Source organism: Exiguobacterium sp. s192 (assembly GCF_018618795.1).
GTDB classification, from domain to species: domain Bacteria; phylum Bacillota; class Bacilli; order Exiguobacteriales; family Exiguobacteriaceae; genus Exiguobacterium_A; species Exiguobacterium_A undae.
Window position 1 is genome coordinate 145,974 of the sequence record NZ_JACSMS010000004.1, and the last position, 26,149, is coordinate 172,122.

The 26,149-nt window shown below is 45.3% G+C and carries 25 protein-coding genes and 1 riboswitch; of the genes, 12 read left to right on the forward strand and 13 right to left on the reverse strand.

The window, feature by feature from the left end; genetic code table 11:
- Positions 1 to 3 precede the first annotated feature (3 nt).
- Complete coding sequence (locus KNP87_RS09345) at positions 4 to 936, forward strand: aldo/keto reductase (protein ID WP_214721505.1); 933 nt, start codon at positions 4 to 6, stop codon at positions 934 to 936.
- A 106-nt stretch (positions 937 to 1,042) separates the two neighbouring features.
- Complete coding sequence (locus tag KNP87_RS09350) at positions 1,043 to 1,489, forward strand: OsmC family protein (protein WP_026830441.1); 447 nt, start codon at positions 1,043 to 1,045, stop codon at positions 1,487 to 1,489.
- Positions 1,490 to 1,559: 70 nt separating this feature from the next.
- Here KNP87_RS09350 and KNP87_RS09355 read toward each other — a convergent pair whose 3' ends face one another.
- Positions 1,560 to 2,384, reverse strand: a complete 825-nt coding sequence (locus tag KNP87_RS09355) for an HNH endonuclease (protein ID WP_214721506.1) — start codon at positions 2,382 to 2,384, stop codon at positions 1,560 to 1,562.
- Positions 2,385 to 2,428: 44 nt separating this feature from the next.
- On the opposite strand from KNP87_RS09355, the gene KNP87_RS09360 reads away from it, so the two are divergent.
- On the forward strand, positions 2,429 to 4,159 hold the full coding sequence (locus KNP87_RS09360; protein ID WP_214721507.1) for a hypothetical protein: 1,731 nt from the start codon (positions 2,429 to 2,431) through the stop codon (positions 4,157 to 4,159).
- Between the two features lie 46 nt (positions 4,160 to 4,205).
- Here KNP87_RS09360 and KNP87_RS09365 read toward each other — a convergent pair whose 3' ends face one another.
- Entirely contained in the window at positions 4,206 to 5,462 is a 1,257-nt protein-coding gene (locus KNP87_RS09365; RefSeq protein ID WP_035414001.1) for a DNA cytosine methyltransferase, read from the reverse strand.
- A 251-nt stretch (positions 5,463 to 5,713) separates the two neighbouring features.
- Here KNP87_RS09365 and KNP87_RS09370 point away from each other — a divergent pair, with 251 nt between their 5' ends.
- On the forward strand, positions 5,714 to 6,901 hold the full coding sequence (locus tag KNP87_RS09370; RefSeq protein WP_214721508.1) for a class I SAM-dependent rRNA methyltransferase: 1,188 nt from the start codon (positions 5,714 to 5,716) through the stop codon (positions 6,899 to 6,901).
- Positions 6,902 to 7,011: 110 nt separating this feature from the next.
- Here the strand turns inward: KNP87_RS09370 and KNP87_RS09375 are convergent, their stop codons facing one another.
- Positions 7,012 to 7,998: a zinc-binding dehydrogenase gene (locus KNP87_RS09375; RefSeq protein WP_214721509.1), complete on the reverse strand. Its 987-nt coding sequence runs from the start codon at positions 7,996 to 7,998 to the stop codon at positions 7,012 to 7,014.
- A gap of 107 nt (positions 7,999 to 8,105) precedes the next feature.
- Between KNP87_RS09375 and pepT the strand changes: the two genes are divergently transcribed.
- Positions 8,106 to 9,341 (forward strand): peptidase T, encoded by a 1,236-nt coding sequence (gene pepT, locus KNP87_RS09380; protein ID WP_214721510.1) that lies wholly within the window; start codon positions 8,106 to 8,108, stop codon positions 9,339 to 9,341.
- Positions 9,342 to 9,387: 46 nt separating this feature from the next.
- Here the strand turns inward: pepT and KNP87_RS09385 are convergent, their stop codons facing one another.
- The 4 genes from KNP87_RS09385 to KNP87_RS09400 all read right to left on the reverse strand — a co-directional run bounded on the left by KNP87_RS09385 (position 9,388) and on the right by KNP87_RS09400 (position 13,817).
- On the reverse strand, positions 9,388 to 10,401 hold the full coding sequence (locus KNP87_RS09385; RefSeq protein WP_214721511.1) for a WxLIP family cell surface protein: 1,014 nt from the start codon (positions 10,399 to 10,401) through the stop codon (positions 9,388 to 9,390).
- A gap of 23 nt (positions 10,402 to 10,424) precedes the next feature.
- Positions 10,425 to 11,132, reverse strand: a complete 708-nt coding sequence (locus KNP87_RS09390; RefSeq protein ID WP_214721512.1) for a WxL domain-containing protein — start codon at positions 11,130 to 11,132, stop codon at positions 10,425 to 10,427.
- Between the two features lie 18 nt (positions 11,133 to 11,150).
- On the reverse strand, positions 11,151 to 12,659 hold the full coding sequence (locus tag KNP87_RS09395; RefSeq protein ID WP_214721513.1) for a hypothetical protein: 1,509 nt from the start codon (positions 12,657 to 12,659) through the stop codon (positions 11,151 to 11,153).
- A 285-nt stretch (positions 12,660 to 12,944) separates the two neighbouring features.
- Entirely contained in the window at positions 12,945 to 13,817 is an 873-nt protein-coding gene (locus KNP87_RS09400) for a prohibitin family protein (protein WP_035414000.1), read from the reverse strand.
- A 301-nt stretch (positions 13,818 to 14,118) separates the two neighbouring features.
- Here KNP87_RS09400 and KNP87_RS09405 point away from each other — a divergent pair, with 301 nt between their 5' ends.
- Positions 14,119 to 15,744, forward strand: a complete 1,626-nt coding sequence (locus KNP87_RS09405) for an ABC-F family ATP-binding cassette domain-containing protein (protein WP_026831669.1) — start codon at positions 14,119 to 14,121, stop codon at positions 15,742 to 15,744.
- 85 nt (positions 15,745 to 15,829) lie between these two features.
- Entirely contained in the window at positions 15,830 to 16,210 is a 381-nt protein-coding gene (locus tag KNP87_RS09410; RefSeq protein WP_214721514.1) for an NUDIX domain-containing protein, read from the forward strand.
- 66 nt (positions 16,211 to 16,276) lie between these two features.
- On the opposite strand, the gene KNP87_RS09415 is transcribed toward KNP87_RS09410, so the two are convergent.
- The 6 genes from KNP87_RS09415 to KNP87_RS09440 form a co-directional block, all read right to left on the reverse strand.
- Positions 16,277 to 16,735, reverse strand: a complete 459-nt coding sequence (locus KNP87_RS09415) for an SRPBCC family protein (protein WP_214721515.1) — start codon at positions 16,733 to 16,735, stop codon at positions 16,277 to 16,279.
- A gap of 101 nt (positions 16,736 to 16,836) precedes the next feature.
- Positions 16,837 to 17,784, reverse strand: a complete 948-nt coding sequence (locus KNP87_RS09420; RefSeq protein WP_147512140.1) for an ATP-grasp domain-containing protein — start codon at positions 17,782 to 17,784, stop codon at positions 16,837 to 16,839.
- The gene (locus tag KNP87_RS09425) at positions 17,781 to 18,839 is read right to left on the reverse strand and encodes an LLM class flavin-dependent oxidoreductase (protein WP_214721516.1); all 1,059 of its coding nucleotides are present in this window, start codon (positions 18,837 to 18,839) and stop codon (positions 17,781 to 17,783) included. Before KNP87_RS09425 ends, KNP87_RS09420 begins: the two co-directional genes overlap by 4 nt.
- Positions 18,840 to 18,911: 72 nt before the next feature.
- A riboswitch (SAM riboswitch) is annotated at positions 18,912 to 19,019 on the reverse strand.
- A gap of 118 nt (positions 19,020 to 19,137) precedes the next feature.
- Positions 19,138 to 19,776 carry a DUF975 family protein gene (locus KNP87_RS09430; RefSeq protein WP_214721517.1) on the reverse strand — a complete coding sequence of 213 codons (639 nt, stop codon included), beginning with the start codon at positions 19,774 to 19,776 and terminating at the stop codon, positions 19,138 to 19,140.
- Between the two features lie 67 nt (positions 19,777 to 19,843).
- On the reverse strand, positions 19,844 to 21,115 hold the full coding sequence (locus KNP87_RS09435; RefSeq protein ID WP_214721518.1) for a DUF2325 domain-containing protein: 1,272 nt from the start codon (positions 21,113 to 21,115) through the stop codon (positions 19,844 to 19,846).
- 90 nt (positions 21,116 to 21,205) lie between these two features.
- On the reverse strand, positions 21,206 to 21,985 hold the full coding sequence (locus KNP87_RS09440) for a DUF817 domain-containing protein (RefSeq protein WP_214721519.1): 780 nt from the start codon (positions 21,983 to 21,985) through the stop codon (positions 21,206 to 21,208).
- Positions 21,986 to 22,135: 150 nt separating this feature from the next.
- Between KNP87_RS09440 and KNP87_RS09445 the strand changes: the two genes are divergently transcribed.
- The 5 genes from KNP87_RS09445 (at position 22,136) to KNP87_RS09465 (ending at position 26,134) form a co-directional block, all read left to right on the forward strand.
- Entirely contained in the window at positions 22,136 to 22,804 is a 669-nt protein-coding gene (locus KNP87_RS09445; RefSeq protein ID WP_214721520.1) for a YczE/YyaS/YitT family protein, read from the forward strand.
- A 154-nt stretch (positions 22,805 to 22,958) separates the two neighbouring features.
- Positions 22,959 to 23,408: a MarR family winged helix-turn-helix transcriptional regulator gene (locus tag KNP87_RS09450; protein ID WP_028105401.1), complete on the forward strand. Its 450-nt coding sequence runs from the start codon at positions 22,959 to 22,961 to the stop codon at positions 23,406 to 23,408.
- A 15-nt stretch (positions 23,409 to 23,423) separates the two neighbouring features.
- On the forward strand, positions 23,424 to 24,059 hold the full coding sequence (locus KNP87_RS09455) for a nitroreductase family protein (RefSeq protein ID WP_026831660.1): 636 nt from the start codon (positions 23,424 to 23,426) through the stop codon (positions 24,057 to 24,059).
- Positions 24,060 to 24,112: 53 nt separating this feature from the next.
- Positions 24,113 to 24,748 carry a nitroreductase family protein gene (locus tag KNP87_RS09460; protein WP_028105400.1) on the forward strand — a complete coding sequence of 212 codons (636 nt, stop codon included), beginning with the start codon at positions 24,113 to 24,115 and terminating at the stop codon, positions 24,746 to 24,748.
- 75 nt (positions 24,749 to 24,823) lie between these two features.
- On the forward strand, positions 24,824 to 26,134 hold the full coding sequence (locus KNP87_RS09465) for an NAD(P)/FAD-dependent oxidoreductase (protein WP_214721539.1): 1,311 nt from the start codon (positions 24,824 to 24,826) through the stop codon (positions 26,132 to 26,134).
- Positions 26,135 to 26,149 lie beyond the last annotated feature (15 nt).

Below are 26,149 nucleotides of genomic sequence, written 5' to 3' on the forward strand. Positions count from 1 at the left end.
ATGATGAACAAATCAGTCAAACTCGGAAAATCTAATTTAACGGTTAACCCAATCGGTCTTGGGACCAATGCGGTTGGAGGACATAACCTCTACCCGAACCTCGACGAACAGGCAGGGCGGGATCTTGTCCGCGTCGCCTTAATGAACGGAATCAACTTTTTAGATACCGCATACATTTACGGACCGGAACGTTCAGAAGAACTGGTCGGAGAAGTCTGGAGTGAAACGGTGGAGCGTGAAGAGGTCATTCTTGCAACAAAAGGGGCGCACCAACTGGTCGACGGAGATGTCGTCATGAACAACTCACCTGAATTTTTAAAACAATCGGTTGAGGACAGCTTAAAACGTCTGCGAACAGACTATATCGACCTCTATTATATTCATTTCCCGGACGAGCAGACGCCAAAAGACGAAGCAGTCGCCGCACTTGCCGAGTTGAAAGCCGAAGGAAAAATCCGGGCAATCGGGGTTTCGAACTTCTCACTCGAACAATTAAAAGAAGCGAACAAAGATGGTCATATCGATGTCTATCAAGGAGAGTACAACCTCTTTAAGCGCGATGCCGAAAAAGAGATTCTTCCGTACATCCGGGAACACGGCATTTCGTTTGTCCCGTACTTCCCGCTCGCAGCCGGTCTGCTTGCCGGAAAATACGATGCCGAAACGAAATTTGATGACCTTCGGAAAAATGATCCGTTGTTCCAAGAGGATGTTTTCAAAGACAACTTGGCGAAAGTCGACTTATTACGTCCGATCGCGGAAGCGAAAGATGCCGAAGTAGCCCATATCGTCCTCGCGTGGTATTTGGCACAAGACGGTATTGATGCCATCATCCCAGGTGCGAAACGGGCTGAGCAAGTCACGGATACAATCCGGACACTTGATGTGGAATTGACGGAAGAGGAAATCCGCCAAATCGATCACATCTTTAGCTGACCCAACAAAACCACGCCATTTTGACTTGGCGTGGTTTTGTTTGAGCAAATTAAGCGAAAATCGGACGAATGACTCGTATGATAAATAAAGAAGGAGGCGATTATTCATGAAACACCATTTTCATCTCACAGCCGACTGGCCCGGCAATCGGAATGATGTCGGACAGATCGAGACAGGTGAACTGAAAACGAAAATTTCGATTCCGGACGCGATGGACGGTCCCGGTGTCGGAACCAATCCGGACGAAATGTTGCTGGGGGCGGCAGCGACATGTTACATCATCACGCTGGCCGCGATGCTCGAGCGCAACAACATTCCGAAAGTGTCCTTGACGATGGAATCGGAAGGAATCGTCGACGTCACGAATGGGGTCTTCACCTATGACGCCATCATTCATCGACCGACATTGATTCTTCCGGCGGACACAACAGAAGCGAACCTGACAAAAGCACGCCGTCTTGCCGAAAAAGCGGAAGGCTCGTGTATGATTACCCGGGCACTGGCGGGTAACGTGAACGTTTCGTTAGAAGCGGTCGTGGAGTTGGCAGGTTAAAGATTACTTTATACTTCCTCGTTTAATAAAACAGTAAGCTGAACTCTTAAAATTCAGCTTACTGTTTTTGTTAATTATTGATTTCTTTTTGTAACACTACCTTCCAGGTTTCATACGTACCATCCGGTTGGATTTTCATTATTCTATGTATCATCCGGTGGCAATTAGCACATAAAAGTGCTAGATCCTCTATTTTAGTTGTTGTTTGACCATTCAAACCTAAAGGATTTTTATGATGCGCTTCGATATATCTGCTCCCCAGAGATCCGTAAACTCTAAAATAGTCAAAATGACAAATTTCACAAAACAAACGACCGTTTATTTCTTCAAATTTTTCCTTCGCTTTTCTTACTACTGTTGAGTTTCTTTCTAACATATAATGATTCATCATTTTCTTTGTACCTTCATCGTATGATTCGCTAGCGTAAGTAGCCATCTGTTCTTCGATAAAAGAATTTAGTTGTTCTACTTCATCAACGAAGTATTCCATATTTTCTTGAATATTATTTTGAAAGTCACTTTTAAATTCTTCAAAGTTTATAAATTTATAGTGATTATCCATTTTAAAAGATTTATCAGATGTTCCAAGAGTCTTTTTTAAATCTACTAGTTTTGAACGCTCCAATAATACAAATTGCAATTCATTGATCGTTTGGGGAAATTCTAGTTCAGACACACTAAAAATTAAATAGTCATAATCACTTTCTTTCGTTTCACGTATTCCGAAACGGTTAGTTGAGACTCCACCTTTAGATCCTCTAATACCAATTTTTTTCTCATTTAAAATTAAACGGTCACCTTCTTTTAATAATGGTATGTTATTTGTAATAGCAAAGACTTCCAACCATTCTTTCACTAGTTTTTTTATTAATTGAACATTTTTTTGCTGTGTCATACAGCGTTCACCTACTTTCTTAGTACATTGGAGGAAAACTATTCGTGGGCCAAACACAAAAAACATCTGGTGATACACATACTAAGCAAGTGTCACTTTACTTAAAACATTTAATCCAAAATAGTTCGAGTAATCCATCTACAAACGATCCAAGCTGGATGACCGCACATTTTTTATTTACACAATTTCCTGGTTTAACCGATGTTCAATCCAAATTCGAGTTTTCTAACTTCGATCATCGTGCTGATCTTTATCTTTATCAAAACGATCGAATCATACCCATTCATCTGTTTTCACTAAAAAAAACAGGAAGTATTCAACCAAAAAATCCAGGTGCAAAGTCATTTCTAGACAAATACTTTAACCTTCCTGAAGCACAAATTCAGTTAAACTCCATTATTGATCAAGAGCGTGAACGTTTATATCGATACATTCTTGATCAAAAAAACCTACCGCATCTTTATTTATCGGAGCGGGATCTAAAAAAACAAGTGAGTCTCCTACAACTAAATCAACTAGAATCTAAACAGTATCGCAAAATGATTTTAGAAAGTATTCGTGATCAGTGCTATTCCATTTTGCTTAAGTTATTGAACACGAACCACTCTCTCATTTTTAATGGTTTTAAGGAGCTCTCACTCATTGAAGAGTACAAAGTGCTCTCGATTCAAGATATTAATAAATCAATTCATGTTGAAATGCAGCAACAAACACTTAAATCATTTCACAACATTTATCTATTAAAGAAAAACACTTCTTCAATCTATATTTATATTGATGATTTTGAATTAGAATTACGTTTTAAATTTGAATCTTCTTTATCTTCGTCAATCAAGTTAGCAACTAAACTATCCTCTTCTATCCATTTAACAGAGCAGCTCCCTCAACAATTTGAGAGCATAAACAATCAGTTTTTAAATACATTTGAAGATATATTAGATAGTCATACATACGTTCCTGCATCAAATAATAGTAATGCAATTGGTAGATGTAACGAAGCACTCTTAATCTATCGGTTCATCAAGAAAAATCCATCAATAAATATAGTTGATGCTGAAATTATACACAGTACATTTGAAAAACATTATGGAAATTTAAATAGTGAAATGCTTGAACAATTGATTACTTGTTCGGAAACTACTTATCATTCACTTTCAGTGTTTCTAAAAGAGCGTTTTGGAGAGTTTTACACGATTCAGCAAGTCCAACTTGTAGCGGATAGTTATGTATCAAATAAACTCGAAACCGCAGATGTTATTTTTACAATCAATTATAAAAATACGTATATTGAAATCCCTTTATCATTAAAAGCTTTAAAAAAGAGGAATTCGATGATGACACTCAAAAATCCGGGAGTTGGTAGTATTTTATCCTATCATTACTTTGATATTTATGATGACATGCAACTATATATTGCTCGAATCAAAGAAAAATATCAGTCGGATCTGTTGACTAGGAAAGAAGTACTCTCAATCGTATCTCATAAAATTACTGAGCATTTAAAAAAAGCCAGTCAAACTTCATTAGAATCAGGTCTAAGAAACATGATTGGAACGAACACTTCTGTCATTTCTTTTTATCAACAAAATATGTGTAGCATTCATTCCTATTTGCAGGTAAAAGGACCCGTTGAAGTACAACAAACCAGTTCGACTACAACACGTCTATCTTGGATGTCCGGTCAAGAAGAAATTCGCCTTCGTGTTAAGTTTAGTTCTGGTGCTTCCCATGGTTGGTCTTCCTTAAAATTATCTTGCGAACGATTGATAAAGTAAAAAACAGGTGATACTTCATTGGTATACTGAAGTAATCACCTGTCTTTTAAAATAGCTCAAGTTGTTTTTCTGTATTATTTTTAATAACTTCTTCAGTCTTTAACCAGTCAGTGATTGGTTGAAGGATACGAAGTGCGAGTAATACAGGAACTGCATTTCCGATCTGTTTATACTGCTTATCTAAACGATTGTTCAATTGTGTGTTCATATTTTCACCATCGTGAAATTCCCACCAATCTGGGAATGTCTGAATTCGTGCAGATTCCCTAACACTTAATCTCCGATTCTCCCCAATCAACTTCCATTCATCAATACCGACTTTCAGCATTTTTTCTCCGCCCGGCCAAAGTTGAGCCTGTCTACCTGATGCTTGAATCGTAAAAGCTTGATCGGTCCAATCTTTTTTTCGATTTCTTGACAAGTACATGGAAGAAAATCCTCCACTATACACATCTAAAGGATTTACAGGTAAATCTGAAATAGCATTTTCTAATGTAACATATTCATTTTCTCTAGAAGGACCGTGTGTCGGTTCAGGAAATTTGTAGTCAAAATCTACATCTTGCCGAACTCCTACAATAAAAACACGCTCGCGTAATTGCGGTACACCGTAGTCTCGTGCATTTACTAACTGATACTTAATCTTATAACCTGCGGAAGCAAAATCTTCCATAATTTGTTTTGCAACTTCACCTTTTCCAAGCGTTAATAATCCTTTCACGTTTTCTGCGACAAATACCTTAGGACTTGCTTGAATAATTGCTCGAATGAAATGAATATATAAAAAGTTTCGTTCATCATCAATTAAACGTGGACCGGCAGAACTAAAACCTGGGCAAGGAAACCCTCCGAGTATTAAATCACAGTCTGGAAAGTACTTAATATTTCTAATATCACGTGAATCTTGGATCACTTGATTAGGGAAATTTGTTTTATAGGTAATAGCAGACTCTCTAAAGATATCGTTAGAATAAATCGTTTCTGTTACTGTTCCTTTATCAATAAGTTTTTTAAATTCTTCCTTAGAATTAAATGATTTCGTAACTGCCTCTTCTCCGTGAAGGCTTACTAAACTAGCTAATTCAAGACCTAAGTCGAGACCGCCAGCTCCCGAAAAGAGACTGATTACACTATGTGAATCAGTTGAACGCTTAATTGTATTAAAGAAACTTTCTTCTTCATTATTTTCAATGATTAAATTTGTTTCTTCATAAATTTTTTCGAATAAGATATTTTTTATATCACTATTTTCGTAATTACTAAGAGGCTTGAACTTTCCTCTTCCACGCTTGTTAATTTTCATTGTTTTCACCTCATGGTTAGAGTACCTGTCTTTACTATAAAGGACTTTTGTAAAAAAGGCCAGCACTGTTTTAGATAGAGGTAGCTTAAATAATTTCAACTTTTTTTACTCATGAACTATTTAAAATAAAGTTATCAACAGTTAAAGCATTTAAAGCGTAAGCTAACTAAAAAAACAATTATCCACATGTGGATAACTTCCCCTATGGTATAATAACTGAACTTATCCACAACTAGAAATGAGGAACTTATGTGCCACGTGAAATTTATCCGGTCGTCGTTAAAACGACGGCCATCGAACAAATTACAAACGGACAACCGCTTCTGTACAAAGAACTGTTTCAAAAGAGCAATCATCTAAAAGAAGCCGGTGCCTTGCTCCGGCTGACAACAGAAGATAAAGAATACCTTGCGACCGGTTACTTTGGCAAGCAGGAAAAAGGTCTTGGCTGGTTACTTTCAACCGATGAACTGCAAGACATCGATGAAACTTTCTTCAAAGAAAAAATCGAGGTTGCCCTCGATCGTCGAAATGATTTTTTTGAAAATGATTTGATTGATACGTTCCGGGTCTTCAACGGTTCGGGCGACGGCATTGGTGGACTGACAATCGATTGTTTTGATCATCATTACTTAATCACGTTTGAGAACGAAGGTATCTATTCCTTTAAGCAGGATATCGTCTCGGCTCTCGAGTCACTCATTCATTTTAAAAGTATCTACGAAAAACGGGCTTTCCAGATTGACGGTCAACCTGTCAAAGGCGATGACTTCTTAGCCGGTGAACGTGGTGACTTCCCGGAAGTCCTGCAAGAAAACGGTCTACCGTTGTTGTACCATTTGGATGCCGGTATGCGTACCGGACTCGATATCCAACAACGCGAGCTCCGTTCGATCGTCAAAGAACATGCCGCAAACCGACGTGTCTTGAATCTCTTTTCGGATACCGGGACGTTGACCGCCTCGGCGTTGCTCGGTGGTGCTACTGAAACAACGAGTGTCGATTTCTCGACCCGGAGCCGCAATAAGACAATCGAACAACTCGAGCTGCATCAACTGGATCCGGCGACACAAACGATCCTTGTACAAGATGCGTTTGATTACATCGACCAAGCGGACAAAAAAACACGGTTTGACTTTGTCATCGTTCATCCACCGGCGCTCGTCAAAACACAGGCACGTCATTTCCGGGCTGAAGTCGATTTGACGGCATTGATTCAACAGACGATTCATATGACGCATCGTGGCGGGTTGTTGCTCGTAACGACGGATTGTCCGCTGTTTGATCAAGTTCGGTTTATGAAGATGGTCGACCAAGCCTTCAAAAAGCTTCGCCAAACGTACGACATCGTTTGGGAAAGTACGCCGTTACCTGATTTTCCGGAACACCCTTCTTTAAAAGAAGTCGCGTTAAAATCGGTTTTAGTCCGCCGTAAATAATCAATAATCCAACGATTCTGCTGATGGTTTTTTCATCAGCAGAATTTTTTTGGGATTAAAAGGAAAAGTATACTGAATAGCGAATCATTATTCTTAGGAAAAATAAACACTCACATAGTGATACTCACTTTTCCAAAATGCGACCGTTGATCAAAAGTTTGATAGGCAGCGTTCAATGCATCGATCTGACGAGGCACGTGCTCTTCGATCACGAGTTCGATGACACCGTCTGCTACGAGTTGCGCGATTTCTGCCAAGTGCTTTTTTTGCTGTAACATCTCTTCCTCTTTCCCTTTCAGCAATGGAAGAGCAACAAAGACGGCTTCGAGCGTTAGTGCCTTACTGTGCATCGGGGTCAAATCTTGTGTCGTCCGCGTCGCGATAGAAATGATTTTGCCGCGTTCTTTTGCCAGGATGAAGGACTCTTGCAAATGATCTCCTCCGACCGTATCGATGATGACATCAAATCCGTCATGTCCAAGACGTTTTAAAAGTTGTTCGCCTGATTCTTCCCGGTAACGGTGTGGACGAATCCCGTGCTCGTCCAGCCACGTTGCTTTTTCATCATTTGCCGCACTTGCCGTCACGTCACACCCATAGTGTTTGGCGAGTTGTCCGACAAGATGTCCGACACCACCTGTTCCACCAGCTACATACAATCGCATCCCCGGGTAAATGGCTGCCCGTTCCTTCAATACTTCCATCGCTGTCAGACTGATGACCGGCAAACACCCTGCAGTCGCAACGTCAAGATGTTCCGGTCTGTGGACCGCCATCTGTTCCGGAACCAGCATTTCCTCTGCCAATGCCCCGGACCGATTTCCGAGTCCACCACCAAAGGCAATGACGTGATCGCCGACGGAAAAAGACGTCACACTCTTTCCAGTTTCAATGACTGTCCCCGTAACATCGCCCTGGAGAATTCCAGTTGACGGAGCTGCCGCCACATGACCAAAAAACATCTTTGTGTCCAGTGGATTCAGGCTCGTCCCCTCAACTTTGATCTTTAAATCGTAGTTCCCCGTTTGATCGAGTGTGACGTCTTTTTCTGTTAGCGCAGCGTCTTTCCCGTATTGTTCGACGACAAATGCTTTCATTTTAAATCCCCCTTTTTCACAACCAGTTTAACATGATTCAGAATACTCTAACATTCTCGCTTCGTGATATGATGAAGTTACCTTAACTCAGAAAGGACGTTTTTTTCTTGAAACATGATTTGATTCGTCGTTTGACTACATATGCAAAAATCGATACCCAGTCGAACTACGCCAGCACAACCGTCCCGACCACCGAAGGACAATGGACGCTTGCTCGACTCCTCGTTAACGAGCTGAAGGAAATTGGGATGAGTGATGTGACCGTCGATGCCAACGGATATGTCATGGCGACACTCCCTTCAAACACGGACGCCGACGTTCCAACGATTGGATTTTTAGCCCATCTCGATACGGCGACTGACTTTACAGGAACAAACGTTAATCCGCAAATCGTAGAAGATTATGATGGCGAAGACTTGGTCCTCAACGCGACGCTCCCTGTCATCCTGTCACCAAAGGATTTCCCGGCCCTGAAAAACTATGTCGGACATACACTGATGACGACAGACGGGACAACTTTGCTTGGAGCAGATAATAAAGCCGGCATCGCCGAAATTATGACCGCGATGCACTATCTCATTACCCATCCGGAAATCAAACACGGTCGGATCCGTGTCGCTTTTACACCGGATGAAGAAATCGGTCGTGGTCCGCACCATTTTGATGTCGCGACCTTTGATGCAAAGTTTGCTTATACAGTCGACGGTGGTCCACTCGGCGAACTCGAATATGAAAGCTTTAACGCCGCTGCGGCAGAAATCGTTTTCCATGGCACGAACGTCCACCCAGGGACGGCGAAAGACAAGATGGTCAATTCGCAAAAACACGCGATGGCTTTCCAAAACCGGTTACCGGGTGACGAAGCTCCTGAATTTACGGATGGTTTCGAAGGATTCTACCATTTGATTTCGTTTGAAGGATCGGTCGAAAAAACGACGGTCCAGTACATCATCCGTGATTTTGACCGTTCTAAATTCGAAGCCCGGAAACACTTCCTGACGGCTTTGGTTGAAGAATGGAACAAGAAATACGGGGCAGGCAGTGTCGAAATTAAACTAAATGATCAATATTACAACATGCGTGAAAAAATCGAACCACACATGGAAATCGTTGATATCGCCCATGCGGCGATGGAGTCACGTGGTGTCACACCAATCATCAAACCGATTCGTGGCGGGACAGACGGCTCTCAGCTCTCTTACATGGGACTTCCGACACCGAACATCTTCACGGGCGGCGAAAACTACCATGGAAAGTTTGAATTCATTTCTGTCGATAATATGGTCAAAGCAACCGAAGTTGTGGTTGCGATTGCGGAACGATTCGCTCAGTCTTCGAAATAAGATCACTCAAGAAAAGCAGATTCTCGACATGAGAACCTGCTTTTTTTCATGAAGAATGCTGTTGCTTCTTTAAACGATAAATGTATCCGAGTAGCAGAAAAATAATCAAGGTCGAGGCAATCATTAATTCCTTTGACCATTCTCCGATGAAGGAGTTCGGATTCTTTTCGATTTTTGGCATCTTCTCTTCCATTTGCTTAACTTGTTTTTCCGTCACCTTAAATTCATCGTTCCATGTCCACGTCCGTTCTTTTCCCTCGACGCGAATCGCCACTTGGTACGTGCCGGCTTTTAAAATCCCCATCGTCTCAATCGGCACTGTCATATAGGTCGACGGTGCAAAGCGAACGTCCATTTCTTTTCGAACGACGACCTTTTTATTTTTCGAAATGACCGCTTCAAATTTCATCGGTTTCGTAATCGTCGCGGCTTGGTTCGCAAGCTTCACCAAAACGTTGGGGCGTGTCAGGTAGGATTTGGTTTGAATCCCTTCATACGTCAATTCAGGAGAGACGTCTTTAATCTCGGAACGGACCTTCAATCCGATAATATAGGCATGTCGGTTTTGAATCCCAATCGTATCTTCTTTTGTTTCGTTTTCGTCGAATTTTTTTTCGACCCGGATCCCTGCCAGAACGGTTCCGGTCAGTTCATTTGGAATTTGCAGGGGTAAGGAAACAATCTTCGATTCGCCGCCTTTGATGAAGGTCGATTTCGTAGCCGGTCGAATCATTTCCGTTAAGGAAACAGGAGCAAGCGGAAGCGGTTTTTTCTGCTCATAGACGATTAATCCGTTCCCATTCGTCGTCGCGTTGCGAACGGATGTCAAAAATGTTTGATCGTCCGAACCGTGATTGTAAATCCGAACCCGGACATCCGTTTTTTGATTGCCCGCCATTCGTAAATCAAAGTACGTGACACCCGAGTCGACTTGAAAGTCGTTCGGTATCGCTTCAATCGAAAAATTAACAGGTGCATCTGCTTTGACAAAAGACGAACTACCTGCACCGAACAACAGATACAATATAACGGCAAGACTGCTGATTCCCCATGTTTTCATCTCTATTCCCCCTCTATCTCACATCAATTCACGACGTCAGAGAGTACCCACTCGAGGGTAGCCGTGTGTGTTCCTTCAACTTGTGTATTGACCGGGACGTTTAATGAAATACGGTCGTTAGGATCTTGTCCCACTAGGTCTCCCGGCCAGTACACCAGCCATGTCGAAAACGTACCGGCAGCTGAAGATAAAATCGTGGTTCCGTCTGCTGCACCCGCGGTTAATTCGATGTCTTGGGTCGTCGGAGCCGCAACACCCGTCAATCCAATGACTGATTTAACGATCCCGTTTTTGATGGATAGCTTCGTCCCAGCCAATGATTCCTCAGAGGTTTCGGAATTTTCGAAGGCCCCAAGCTTCACTTTCACATCCCACTGTGAACGAATCGCGCGTCGATCGGTCACTTGCAGGAATGGTTTTTTATCCAGTGCTTGATACACTGCTGAATTGGTCGCAAGCGCTTCATGCGAACCAAAATTGAAATCCGGTGCATAGTCAAGCGTAAGAGGACCCGTATTACCTGTCGGCTCGTTTCCTCCGTCGCCAATCGGATCATACGGATCTTCCGGGTCCGGATTTTCCGGATCGACGATAATAGGCGGTTTAATGGTTGTAAAAGTAATCGTCGCCTGCGAGTTTCCGGTCGACGTCGTAGCCGCGAACGCGGAAGTCGTCCCAAGCAGTAAAGCAGCACTCATCAATACCGATGTCACAACAAATTTTTTTCTCATCTCAGTTTCCCCCTCTTTTTAAGGCGCATTGATCAAATTCCATTGAATATCTGCACTGTACGTTGAAGGTGTAGCCTGTTTTCCTGTCAGATCGAGAATGATTCCTTCCTCTTTGGCATAGACGAGTGGTGATTGATTTTCGTTCGCTGTCATCTGTCCGGTTGCAACTTCAATCTCTGTTGCTTGCAACAGCTGTTTTTGAGTCGATGTCTTGAAATACAAAACATCCTTCAATATATCGCCTTCCGTACTGGTCATCGGACGCGTCAGACTCGCTTGCAATCGCCAGTTGTACCCCGTTGCATTTTCATGTGCAATTGAAATGGTCATTGGTGCGAGGCGGGCGATGATGGTTTCCCGCCCCGTCAACTCGTGACTGCCAAAGTCAAGCGTCGGCGGTACGGTCAGGCGAAACGTTGGTCCGATTCCGAGTGTTGCCGTTGCTGTGTTCCCACTTAATACATTTAAATCAATCACACCATCGGTCAATGCACTGTTGAAGGTATAGGTTTTATCCAGACCAACCGGTAGTTTGCCGACTTTAAATGATAACGTGAAGCGATCGCTGCTTAATAGAGACAGCTTTAGTAAGGAGCTCACATCAGCATAAATTTGATTGTTTATCCGATCAATCACCGGTACAACATCGACCGTTCGTGTGCCGATTCCTAATAATCCGCTGTATCGATACTGAAGTTGAATCGATTCTGCCTCAATACTTTGCATCACTTCTGGGGGCAATCGAAAAATCACATAGCCACTGGATAGATTGACATTTAAGAGACTCGACACCGTGTTAACGAGTTCAATTGTCTGTGTTGTCGCATTGTACGTAGCACTTAAACTCGAGTTTCCTAATAACGCGCCACCCGCAAGGCGAGGCGAAACAACTGGTCGCTGGGATGGCGTCTCTTTTTTAGGTGCTTCCGCGACTGGTAGTTCTTCCAGCGACGATTCCGTGTCTTCTGAGGGAAGTTGATTCTGCTCTTCGTTCAATTGATCTTCTGACGACGAAGGTTCAGCAATCGGAGATTCTTCATTTTCAGAAGCAGGAGGTTTAGGTAAATCAGACTCATTAGAATGCTTCGGAATATCTTCCTTGGATGCTGGAATATCGCTCTCAGGTGTGGGTGGTTCAGGGGTCATCGGGCTCTCATTCTCGGATGTGGATGGTTCTGGGGTCGTCGGGATGTTGCTCTCGGGTGTGGAAGGGACCACCGGTTCATCTTTTTTTGAATCAGGTGGTAAGATTACTTCATTTTCATTTGGTTCTTCCGGAGATTCCGCGTCGGGCGTTGATGCTTCCTCTTCTTCGTTTGTTACCTCCGGTTCCGTTTGTTCGATCAAGATTTCGCACGCTTTCTTTTTTTCCAAAAGAATCGGATCATCGAGCGAGTTCGTCTCGATCTCCATGTCTTCTAATAAATTTTTACAGACTTCAATCGTTAACGGTTCTTCTGATTCAGTCTGATTTGTGATTGCCCGGCTTGTGTCGACCGGTATCACGAGAGAATAGAGAAAAATCATGATTATGATGAGATTCGGAGAACGGTTTTTATGCATGCATCTCTTTCCCTCCCATTGACCTATTTCATTAGACCTACTCATATTATCGATAATTTCCTTTAAAACAGGTAAATAAACCAATTAATGGGTATTTCAAAAATGTACTTTAGAGATTTTTTTCTTGAAATATGATTTTACATGTCGATTGCTCATTTTTTTACTTTATTTTACTTTTTCAGAATTACAGTTTGAATTAAAATTTCAACAAGAAAAATACGCCTTTCCATCGAAAGACGTATACTTCCCTTACTTTTCTTCTGTTGTTGTTTGTTGGTCTGGAAGCGGCAATTGCACCATGCTGCCTGATCCGCTGACAAGCGGTGATTTTCCGTCCCACTTCTTGACGGCTTCGTACTGAATCATCTCTTCCGTCAACGTCTTCTGTAATTCTTTTTGGGCTTTGGCGAGTCCTTGTGCTTCAATCAACCGGGCATCTGCCGCCCCTTTTGCTTCTACCCGCAACCGTTCTGCTTCCGCTTTCGCGATTGCCAGGTCTGTTTTCTTTTTATCTAATTCTTGTGAGGCCTTGACCCGTGCATCGATGGCTTCCTGCGTCTTCGCATCTGGTTTCGGTGCTCCGAGTGCGACGTCTTCGATGATGAATCCAATCTTTTTCACATCTTGAGCGAACTGTGTCTGAATGCTTGTCGAGACATTTCCGGACTGTTCTCCGAATAGCTCAAGGACCGTGACTTTTGAAATTTGCTCACGTGAGGCATCATAGAGACGTTGCTTTAAATAACCCGCAGCAATCTCATCGATTTCGATCGGACCAAATTTATTAAAGACTTCCGTCACTTGATCAGGTGATACCGAAAAGCTGTACGTAAAGTCGACGACGATATTTTTCCCGTCTTTTGTCGCCAGTGTCATGTTGTCGAGTGATTTTGTCTGTGTCCGGATCGGATACTCGGTTACGCGCGTAATCGGTGAAACGATATGCCAGCCTTGTGACAACGTCTCATCTTGCACACCACTCGATGGCTTATAGACGACACCGACTTGACCCGGTTCGATTTGTTCGACGATGAATGGTGTCATCGCAAGAAGGGCAACAACGATCACCCCCGCAATGATCATCGATGGGCGGATGCGTTTTTTTGGTTTGATTTCTCTCATTTAGAATCCCCTTTATCAATTTTGTCTTGGATGTACTTGTACAGTTCAATGGCTAGCAAGACGATGAGTGCAAAAAATAATAATGTGAAAAGTGCTGCCATGCCGTCCTCCTCCTTTGTCAACTCCTTACTTCATCTTACGCTTCAGACTGGAAAATGTTTCATTTTGATTAAAAGCATGGTTGCTAATTTTCGCAATCCGGTCTAAGATGTAAAGAACTTTGTCCTTGAAACGAAGCGTATCATTTTGTGGTACACTCGTAACAGCACATCACACACTAGAAACGAGGGTTCATCTCTATATGATTACAGTACAAAACGTCGGTCTCCGCTTTGCGGACCGCAAATTATTCGAAGACGTCAACATCAAGTTCACACCAGGTAACTGCTACGGTCTCATCGGTGCAAACGGTGCCGGTAAATCAACGTTCCTTAAAATTCTTGCCGGCGATATCGAAGCGCAGCAAGGAGACGTCATCATCACTCCGGGCGAACGTCTTGGTGTCCTGCGTCAGAACCATTACGAATACGAAGAGTTCCAAGTCATCGAAACGGTCATGATGGGACATAAACGTCTTTATGAAGTCATGAAAGAAAAAGATGCCATTTATATGAAAGAAAACTTCTCGGATGAAGACGGCATGCGTGCCGCTGAACTCGAAGGTGAGTTCGCGGAAATGAACGGGTGGGAAGCAGAGTCGGAAGCGGCGATGCTTTTACAAGGTCTCGGAATCAAAGAAAACCTGCATACGAAAACAATGGCTGAATTGACGGGTGGCGAAAAGGTCAAAGTCTTGCTTGCACAAGCTTTGTTCGGTAAGCCGGATATCCTGTTACTCGATGAGCCGACCAATGGTCTTGACTTGAAAGCCGTTAAATGGCTCGAAGAGTTCTTGATCGGATTTGAGAACACGGTCATCGTCATTTCCCACGACCGTCACTTCCTCAACAACGTCTGTACGCACATGGCCGATCTCGACTACGGAAAAATCCAACTCTACATCGGAAACTATGATTTCTGGTATGAGTCAAGTCAGCTCGCTTCACGTATGGCCGGCGACCAAAACAAGAAAAAAGAAGAGAAAATCAAAGAACTTCAAGCCTTTATCGCCCGTTTCAGCTCAAACGCCTCAAAAGCGAAACAAGCGACATCACGGAAGAAATTGCTTGATAAAATCACACTCGACGACATCCGTCCGTCTTCACGCCGTTATCCGTTCGTCGGCTTCACACCGGAACGTGAAATCGGAAACGATTTGTTGATTGTTGATGGCATTTCGAAGACAATCGATGGCGTCAAAGTACTGGATAATGTTCGTTTCTCATTAAACAAAACGGATAAAGTCGTCTTTATCAGCCAAAATGACATTGCCATCACGACACTCTTTAAAATCCTCATGGGTGAAATCGAAGCAGACAGCGGGACTTTCAAATGGGGCGTTACGACGTCACAATCGTACTTGCCAAAAGATAACTCGGCCTTCTTCGAAGGATCGGATAAAACAATCCTCGACTGGTTACGTCAGTATTCACCAGCCGATGAGAGCGACACGTTCCTCCGTGGTTTCCTCGGCCGGATGCTCTTCTCAGGCGAAGAAGTTATGAAAAAAGCGTCTGTTTTATCCGGGGGAGAGAAAGTCCGTTGTATGTTATCAAAAGCGATGCTCAGCGGCTCAAACGTGCTTGTTCTCGACGATCCGACGAATCACTTGGATCTTGAATCGATCACAGCCCTCAACGATGGCTTGATCGCTTATAAAGGCGCAATGCTCTTCAGCTCGCATGACCATCAGTTTGTTGAAACAATCGCAAACCGGATCATCGAATTGACGCCAAACGGTATCGTCGACAAAGAAACGACGTATGATGAATACCTCAACAATGACTCTGTCCAACAACAATTATCAACGTTGTATGCGACGAACTAAGTAATGAAACAAGAGACCTGTCCTAGCGGATGAGGTCTCTTTTTTGTAGACTGAAGACATCATATCCATCAGAGGAGGAAAAATGTTGCGCCATCGTGCCTGTGCAGCCTTAATCGAGAACGGTCGGATTTTAATGGTTCGTCTTGAGACAAACGATCGAAGTTTCTGGACATTACCCGGAGGGGGTCTCGAGGAACATGAATCCTTCGAACAAGCGGTCATTCGGGAGATGCAGGAGGAAGTGAATCTCGCCATCCATATCATCAAACCTCTTTACTCAGAAACTCACGCAAACGGACAAGAGATCTGCTTTTTAGTCAGACAGATCGATTCACGTGAACCGATTTTAGGATATGATCCAGAGCGTCAGGAGGGAGACCAAGTTCTGACCGGAGTGAGATGGATACCACTTTCGGAGATGACCGCCGATCGACAAGTCGCAAAAATTTTAACGGCTTTAGGATAAGACATACTCTTTTTTGTAAAAACAAACGAAAGGCATCTGCTCCAGTCGAGTAGATGCCTTTCTTGATCATGTACGCAGTTGACTCGCCTCTTCTTCCACACGACGGAGTAACCCTTGCACGATTTTTTCCGTCTCCCGTTCACCTCCGAGTGACAACAGGCTCCGGCCGACAAAGTTGGCGCCTTCATTTTTGCCGGTATAAATCAGCTGACAGCTCGTTTCGTCGAGCCGTTTCAGTGTAAACGTCATCTCGAGTTGAAAGATTTTAGCAAGAGTAAAGCCAATCGTGTTTTGCTTAAAGTCCGGTTCGCTTGTATACGCAAGATCCGTCACGATGTACGTCTCTAACCGGTTCCCCTGCATGTACGTTTGCCGATACGTCGAACCGACGACACCCGGTTTGCGTTCAATCACTTCGTGCTGGACGACACCCGGAATTAACCGTTGCAACCGATCGTGATCAAATAAATGCCAAGCCTGATCGATTGGAACGTCGAGGACTTTTTCTTCGTGCCATGTCACCATCCGAACACCTCCTTTACTAAAAAATACCCTGATGTGTGCAGTTCTAACTTCAGACTACACACAGACAGGGTATTTGGCTTATTTTAATCGGCAATCACGATTTACTTTACCGTTTGACGTTCCAACGCATTCCCAAGGAACTTCGCGAGCTCCAGCATTCCGAACTTACCGGCAGCCGCTTCCGCATCCGAGTTGTAGTTCGTATTCGTGTTGACATCATACGTATAGATCGTTCCGTCCGCATCCTTAATGAATTCAATCCCGGCGACAGCAATCTGATTCGCTTGCAGGAAAGCTTCGTATTGCTGGATGATCGGATCATCGAATCCATCAACGACTTTAAACTTCATCGGAGTTTGTGGTGCTTCTTCCCCGACCGGGCAGAACAAGTCATCGATCACACACGCATCCGCCGGGCACAGTTCAAAGCCTTCTGATGTATCAACTTGTACGGCGTAAACGAATTTTCCGCCGACGAATTCACAACGCGTGATATACGGTTCAGGCGCTTGGATATACTCTTGGATCAGGGTGATGCCGTCGACCGGCTCATCAAACGTCGGGCCATCGAGATACGTTTCAAGTGCTTCAATCGAATGGAACAACTGGACACCGAGTCCTTTTCCGGCACGATTGTGTTTCGTGATGAACGACGACACCCCGATGTTTTTCGCCGCTTCAACAATCTGATCACGTCCGACGGCAGCCGTCGTTTTCGGAACACGGATACCGGCTTTTCGAAGAGCCGTATATTGATTGATTTTACTGACTTCCAGTCGCAACGCACGTGTTCCGTTGAAGACGGTCCGGTCGTGTTCCTCGAGCCATGCGAGCACCCCTTCCGTCAGTTCCGGCGCGTAGCGGTGCCCGCGCGTATGCGAAGACGCACTCATCCGGCTGTAGAAGACGCCTTCTGGCGGGATTTCATCAAGCGGGACCTGTCCTTCATCGAGATGCCACTGTTCATACGGCAACTCCAGTTCTTCGAGTCGTTTAATTAAATGGTCCGTCCATTCCTGGTTTTCGTGTAAGATATGAATTTTTGTCATTTGGTTTGACCTACCTTTCGTTTTTCTTCGACAAGCGGCATGACGTCGCGCGCGAAGCGTTCCATCTCTTCAAGTTGTGGTGAGAATTGAAGTAATAATAAGGAGACACCCACCTGCTCAAACGCAAGAATCCGTTCGGCAATCTGTTCCCGTGTTCCAATCAAATCAGGACGGAGTCCACGGTTGGAGACCGAATAATCGTTCCGTTTCACCTGTTGTTCGAGTTGCGATTTGCTGACGAAATCGTCGTACCCGACGTACCCGGCACCGTCTTCCTTGACGTCCGTGATCCGCTGCCACTCTTGAACAGCCTCTTCTTCCGTATCGCGGCAGATGATATAAGCAGCCAGTCCAAAACTTTCAAGCGGCGGTTGCCCGGTCGCTTGTCGACGCGCCTTCATATCCTCAATCTTGACGGATACTTCTTCCACCGTTCCGCCGTGCATGACATAGGCATCACAATGATTGACGATGGTTTGTTTGCCGGCTTCACTTTCCCCGCCTGCGTACAACTTGATGCCCGGTCGTTGAACCGGCTTCGGATACAGTTGTGTCTTCTCGAGCGTATAGTAGTTCCCGTCGAAGCTGTACGGTGAAGCGTCTGCCCATAATCCTTTCATGATTGTGACAAACTCTTCCGTCCGCGCATACCGTTCGTCATGCGCCGTGAAGATCCCGTTGTATTGCCGCGCTTCTTCTTCCCACCAGGCAGAGACGACGTTCAGTGTAAAGCGTCCGTTGCTGAGTTGGTCGATATTTGCTGCCATCTTCGCGGTCGTCGCCGGATTATGGAACCCCGGGCGGACAGCTGTCATGATTTCCAGCCGTTCCGTCGTCGCAGCAATCGCCGCTGCTGTCGTCCAGGCTTCAAGACTTGGTGCTTCCAGCCCTTTGATGTCATTTAAATTCAATTCCGCAATCAGCGTCGTCGAAAACCCGATTTGTTCTGCTGTTTGCGCCACCTGTTTGGCATAATCGAACGTCGCCGGCATCTGTTCGTCCTCGACGTTTCGTAACCACCCTCCAAAAATCGGTAACCAAAATCCATACTCCATCCGTTATGTCCCCCTTATTAAAAAAATCGCTCTTCTCGAAAATCGAAAAGAGCGACGGATTAATCGTGTCTGCTCTTATCTGTAAAGGGGTTAATCCCTTTAGGAAGTAGCACCTTCCGCTTATGATGCGGGGTTGCTGAAGTGTCTTCGGGCCATTCCCTCGACTTCTCTTGATAAGAATTATTGGAATTATCGTACACTTTTTAGCAGAGTAAAGCAACCATTAAACCTTGTTTTCCAATCGGAATTAAAAACAGTATCAAAAAAGGACGAGAGCTGGGCTCTCATCCTCCTTGTCTTAATATGGGGCAACAAATGTCGACTCTTCGACAGGTGCTTCTTCACCGCGGATGCGGTCATAAAACTTGGCGAGGGTGACGCTGAAGTAAGGTCCGACCCAGAGGAAGGCAATTCCAATCGTAATCAAACCGAGCAGGAACCAACCAATGAAGGAGAGGACAAGCATAAAGGCTTCCATCTTGTGACCATCCATCATTTGGCGTGAACGCGTAATGGCATCCAAAATACCGATTGACGGCTCGTCACGTAAAATGTAATAAGTCAGCATATACGAAAATGACTTAATGATTCCCGGAACGATCAACAGCAAGAACCATAATCCAAGAAGAATACCTTGAACAAGCGACAGACCAACTGCTTTCAAGAACAGCTTATACGGTTCGAATAAATCGACGATTTTTGCTTCTTCTTTACGGGCGACAGACAGCGCAAGCCATGCCCAACCGATCGCAAGCGGCAGGAACAGGATGTTCAACACAAATCCAATCAAATCGATGAACTGAAAGTCTTCGTTCGGAGCAGAAGAAAACGTAGTGGGAATCCCTTGAATGATGAGAAACAGTAAAAACATGAGTGCCATGAAGACCCAGCGACCGTTAAGTGACTCACGTGCCGATAGTTTTAATTCTTTAATCATAAAGATCCTCCTTAAAATAAGTTCTACTCCTATTTACGGCTTAAGCAGTAAGGAGTTTCAGTTATTTTCAGGATTTTCCTGTTTTTAGCTTGTGCAGGCGTGCTTTTTCGAGCTGACGTTGGCAAGCCGTATAGAGCGAACGCCGACCATCGAGACGTTCCATCGCAAATGGGATAGCATGTTTTTTGGCTTGTGCGATGACATGGGCTGACGCCGCATGCGAAACACGACTTGTGATAACGACGATGGCATCCGTCTTTTGCGCGAGACAGGCAATTTTCTTCGCCGACTGGGCATCCCCTGCTAAATGAATCAGCTCGATTCCGGTCTCAGCAAAAAATGTCCGGTAGACCGGTGCCTGCTGTTCGTTTCCGACGATGACGAGCCGCATTCCTTTAAATGCTACAAACTCAAGCGGCTCCTTGTCGACGTAATCGATGGGTTGTCCCGGCAGCGACGTCGTGACGAGCGGTGTCATCGGTTGTTGTTTCTTTTCGCGAATCCGGCGTGGTTGCCGGATCTTTTTCACGGTCGGTTTTCGCTTCATCTGCTTGGCATATCGCCCGGTCGATTTTTTTGATACGGATGTCACGGCCATTTCTGCCGTCGCGTCTGTCGGTTTCGATTCTGTTGACGGATCGAACGGTTGAATAATCGGTTCTTCATATTGGAAGGGATACTTCCAGGCAATCGTCAGTGTTTCCGGATGACCTTTCCACATCACCAAGTCGACAAGTTGTCCCTCCTTCAATTGAAAGAATCGCATATCTTCGACCGGAGTTGCGTAGTAAAACGGTTTTCCCGTCTCATCCTTCAACGGACCGTTGACCGTCGACTCGATGATGCCGTGATTTTTGACGATACATTTTTCAAAGACGATTCGTTGCTCCAGCGCCTTCATTTGATCGGTTGCGACGACTGCGAGCACTTCCAGTGACGTCCGCCGGTGGTCTTGATGGATAATCTGAACACGGACTTCCATGCCGTGCTCAAGATTCCATTGGCGGATTTCCTTTTCCGAGATATGGCTGTTCGGCCATTCCTGCAACGATCCGCCTTTTAATTCCCGGACAAACGTATACGCATACCGTTGTTCGACGATCGGTTCGTCCGATTTCGGCAGTTCTGTCAGCGGACCGGGTGACGCCGGCTGCTCTTCTTTCGTCGGTTGAAGCACCTCTTGCGGATGTACGCGTGGTGTATAGTAACGCGACAATTGGACCCATTCATCGATTCCCCGGATTTCCTCAAGCAGCAATTCCCAATCTTCCGCCGTTTCAACGATCTGTAATTTACCGGCGACCAATTCTTTCGCCCGTTCCATGATTTGTTGCATCATCTCAAACAACCCCTTTGCTTTTTTTCAACTATAGCAAGGGGGTTTCGTGTAGGTTGGTCTAAAAATAACCAGGTATTTTTTTGTTTAAGGTTAGGTTTTAATTTCGATTGACGGGTCGCCCAACCGGTATTTTTCGACGGCCACAATTAAGATTGTGATGATCACAAGCAAAAACCAAGACGACAGTTTTCCGAAGTCAACCAGCTCCCAGCCCTCTTCTTGATTCGGATAGACCCACCCTTTAAAAAACGTCACGATATTTTCCGCGAGCCAGATGAACCAGGCGATCAGACCAAATGACAGGACCAGCGGCATCCGGTAGACGGTCTCATCCAACCGGTAATAGACCCAGGATTTTAAAAAAACAACGGCAACAAGTCCCATCAACAGCCAGCGGAAATCAAATAACCAGTGATGGGTAAAAAAGTTTAAGTAGACTAACAGTCCGATCAAGAAGGCGAGAAGCGGACGGGGAAATTCGGTGATCCGGAGATCAAACCGGCGAAAGGCCTGGCAGATGTAGCTCGCGACACTCGCATACATGAAACCGGCATAAAGCGGCACACCAAACACCTTGCTCCAAGCGTCTTCCGGATAACTCCAGGAACCGACCTGGACTTTAAACAACTCGAGTCCCAAGCCAATCGCATGAAAGATTAAAATCAATTTGAACTCTTCTTTTGTTTCGTACCGTGTTACAAGCAGCACGATCTGAACAACAAGACACCACACTAAAAGCAAGTCATAGCGCGCGATCGGTTCCGACGGAAGGTACCGGGATACCGCAAGCGCCAAGAAAATCGCAACCGGAAAGACACAACAGATGGCTTCGAGATATGTAAAACGGATGAAATGGCGGGTTTTTTGCATGAGGTGACCTCCTTTTCATTAGTATACGCATCCGGAGAAGTGATTCCCTCCACCTCAAGATGGAAAATATCGGATTCACTTCAATTTTCTCCATCAAACATGGTACAGTTAATGAATCAATTTTACTCCGAAACGAGGTGTCTTCCGTAAATGAGACAGGCAATTCAAACGTCCTGGCTGTTACGCTCCGTCCTGAAATGGACATTGTTCTTATTTGGTCTGTTTTTACTCGCCGTCGGTTCATCGATGATGATCACGGCACAGCTTGGCGTCTCGACATGGGACGTCCTTCATTTGGGTCTTCAAAACAAAACGCCCTTTTCCGTCGGGACGATCATTCTCCTCGTCGGACTGTTGCTCGTGTTCGTCAAGTATTTGCTCGACCGGATCACACCGCAGATCGGTACGCTCGTCAACGCGATTTTTGTCGGGGTGTTCATGAACCTCGTTCTCGGTTCAGGTCTTTTGCCGTCGTTTTCGTCCGTTTGGCAAAACACGCTGTGGCTGATTGCGGGAATTTTTATCATCGGAATGGGCGCCGGCCTTTATGTCGCCGTCGGTTACGGTGCCGGACCGCGTGATGGACTAACACTGACACTGGCGGAACGATTCGGAACATCGATCCGGATGATGCGGACATTCATGGAAATCACCGCCTGCGGAATCGGTTGGCTGCTCGGCGGACCGGTGTTCTTCGGAACGATTTTATCGATTTTCTTGATCGGTCCGTTCCTACAGTTTTGGTTGGGTCATTTCCGCCGGATGATCGCCGCCATCGATGCCGGAACGATTCCCCGGAAACAACAGAAAATTAGTTAAGTCGTTTGACTCGATACCTTTTCATCCGAAATGGTATCTTTTTTTGTGGATGAAGCATATTAGTTGCAGCATGAAAACAGACACGTTATATTCGTTTACATATCAATCTTTGATACGTCAAGGATTTTTCGAACGAAGGGAAGGATGTGATGACTTGAGTATTTCTTGTACTGAAAAAGGACGATTGATTTATGCGCTCGTCTCCGTCAATAAGACAATCGCTCAAAAATTTGATCTTTGTACGGACGGTTTCAGCCAAACCCGGATGGATCTGCTCGCTCAACTCGAGGTGGATACGACGATCAGCCAAAAAGAACTGCAACAACGCGTCAACGTCGATAATGCTGCCGTGACACGCCACTTGAAGCATCTCGAAACGAACGGGATGATTGAACGTGTCCGTTCAGCAACGGATAACCGCGTCATTCTCGTTTCATTGACGCAAGAAGGTGCCACCCGCATTGCACGACTACGTGAGCAAAAAGATGAATTCCTCGAGCAATTGCTTGAAGGATTCACGGCAGACGAACAACATCAGCTGGCTCAAATGATGCAACGAATTGAAACGAATGCCCTCACTTTACCTAAAACAACGGTTAATTAAAAAGGAGAATGTCAGATGACTACACAAACTACAACTGATTTCATGGAAATCGTTAAAGGACGCCGCTCGATTCGCAACTACGACACAAACGTCAAGATTTCTAAAGAAGAAATGACACAAATTCTCGAAGAAGCAACCCTTGCTCCCTCTTCTGTGAACATGCAACCGTGGCGTTTCCTCGTCATCGACAGTGCTGAAGGGAAAGCGACACTCGCACCACTCGCTAAATTCAACCAAGTCCAAGTCGAGACATCATCCGCTGTCATCGCTGTCTTCGGTGACATGAATGCGATCGATCAACTCGAAAACATTTATGATACAGCAGTCGCACAAGGGCTCATGCCGCAAGAAGTCCGCGATCGTCAAGTACCTGCAATTCAAGGCATGTACGAAAGCGTTCCGGCGAGTGCTCTCAAAGACAGCATCTTGATTGATTCAGGTCTCGTCTCGATGCAATTGATGCTCGTTGCCCGTGCGCACGGCTATGACACAAACCCGATCGGCGGCTATGAAAAAGATCAAATCGCCGAAGCCTTCGGTATGGAGAAAGACCGTTACGTTCCTGTTATGCTTCTATCGATCGGAAAAGCCGTCGACGCTGGATACCCATCCGTTCGTCTGCCGATCAACGACATCACAGACTGGAAATAAGCAGTACCCGTACTAACCAAAAATAGAGAACAAACAAAAGGGAGATTATTACTATGACAACTCAAACAACTACAGACTTTATGGAAATCGTTAAAGGACGCCGTTCAATCCGGAACTACGACACGAACGTCAAAATTTCTAAAGAAGAAATGACACAAATTCTTGAAGAAGCAACACTTGCTCCCTCTTCAGTCAACATGCAGCCGTGGCGTTTCCTCGTCATCGACAGTGCTGAAGGGAAAGCGACACTTGCACCACTCGCTAAATTCAACCAAGTGCAAGTCGAGACATCATCTGCTGTCATCGCTGTCTTCGGTGATATGAATGCAGTCGACAGCATCGATACAATCTATGATATGGCTGTCGAAAAAGGCTTGATGCCGCAAGAAGTCCGTGACCGCCAAGTTCCTGCCATCAAAGGCTTCTACAGCCCAGAAGATACAGAGACACTTCGCGACAGCATCTTGATCGATTCAGGTCTCGTCTCAATGCAATTGATGCTTGTGGCACGTGCGCACGGTTATGATACAAACCCAATCGGCGGCTACGAAAAAGATCAAATCGCCGAAGCCTTCGGTATGGATAAAGACCGTTACCTTCCTGTCATGCTCCTTTCCATCGGAAAAGCAGTTGACGCTGGTTACCCATCGGTTCGTCTGCCGATCAACGACATCACAGACTGGAAATAATCACAAACAACCAATCGGATTCCTCAACAGGAATCCGATTTTTTTGTATACTGACCAAAAGGAGCTGGTCAAATGATGTATGATGTCACGATTATCGGTGCCGGGATCGCCGGAATCTTTTTAGCCCATGAACTGGTGGAACAGGGACAGACAGTTCTGTTGATTGATGCCGGAAAACCACTTGCGCAACGGACGAAACAGGAAGCCTATCTTGGCTTTGGCGGACTTGGTAAATCAGAAGGAAAATACAACTATTCTGCCGGATTCGGAGGTGAACTCGCCGAGAAGCTTGGAGCAGAGACGACGCTCCGCTTGATGCACCAAGTCGATGCGCTCCTTTGCAGCTACGGAGCAGATCAAGTCGAGTCGTACTCCACGTCCAATCCCGTTTTAGCTGATCGGGCCAAAGTGGCCGGTCTTGAGACAATCGAAACGACGGTCCGGCATTTAGGGACCGCACTATCGGAACGGATTTTAAGACGGCTCGAAGCCGCACTTCACGAACACGTTACCTTTCGTTTTGAGACGGCTGTTGCGACAATCGAACGGCAAACAGACGGATTTCTGCTCACGACTGAACACGAAACATTTTCGAGTCAACGCGTCGTCTTCGCGACCGGACGCTCCGGTACTGCCTGGATGCAGGAGCAACTTCAGTTGTTAGGTCTGGCTCAAAGCAAAACCCGTCTCGACCTCGGCATCCGGATCGAGATGGAAGAAACGGCATTCCGGACGTTGTTACAGGACACGTTTGAAACAAAATTCGCCTATGCGTCAGCAGCAGGGACCGCCGTTACATACTGCATGAATCCGAAAGGACGGATCATCCGCAAACATCAGGAAGGTCTCGTCATGCCGGACGGGCAAAACTTCCGCGAACAGCATTCCGGCACGACCAACTTGAACTTCACGCTGTTTTTACCCCGCTACTTTGCGACACTCGAAGAAGCGAATCATTATGCCGCTTCCGTCATCGGACAGATCAATCAAGGGACAGACCGGATTGTCGTGCAACGACTCGGGGATTTGCGGACCGGTCGTTCGACGCAGTCAGGTGCTCTCGCCGAAAACAAAGTGCGCCCGACACTTGAAGCGACAGCGGGGAATCTGATCGAGGAAGTCCCGGGCACGGACATCACGGTCTTGTTGGAATTTCTGGAACGACTTGAGCAGTTACTCGATACGCCGCTCTCAAACGACACATTGCTGTACGGCATGGACGGAAAATTTTATGCTCCGATGCTGTCGACGTCTGTCACCTTTGAAACGGACATCCCGGGACTGTATGCCATCGGCGATTGTTCCGGTGTGACGCATTCGTTGTCGCAAGCCGCTGCGAGCGGACTCCATCTTGGACAACACCTGACACAAAAACAGCCGTCCTAAGAGATAAGTTCCCTT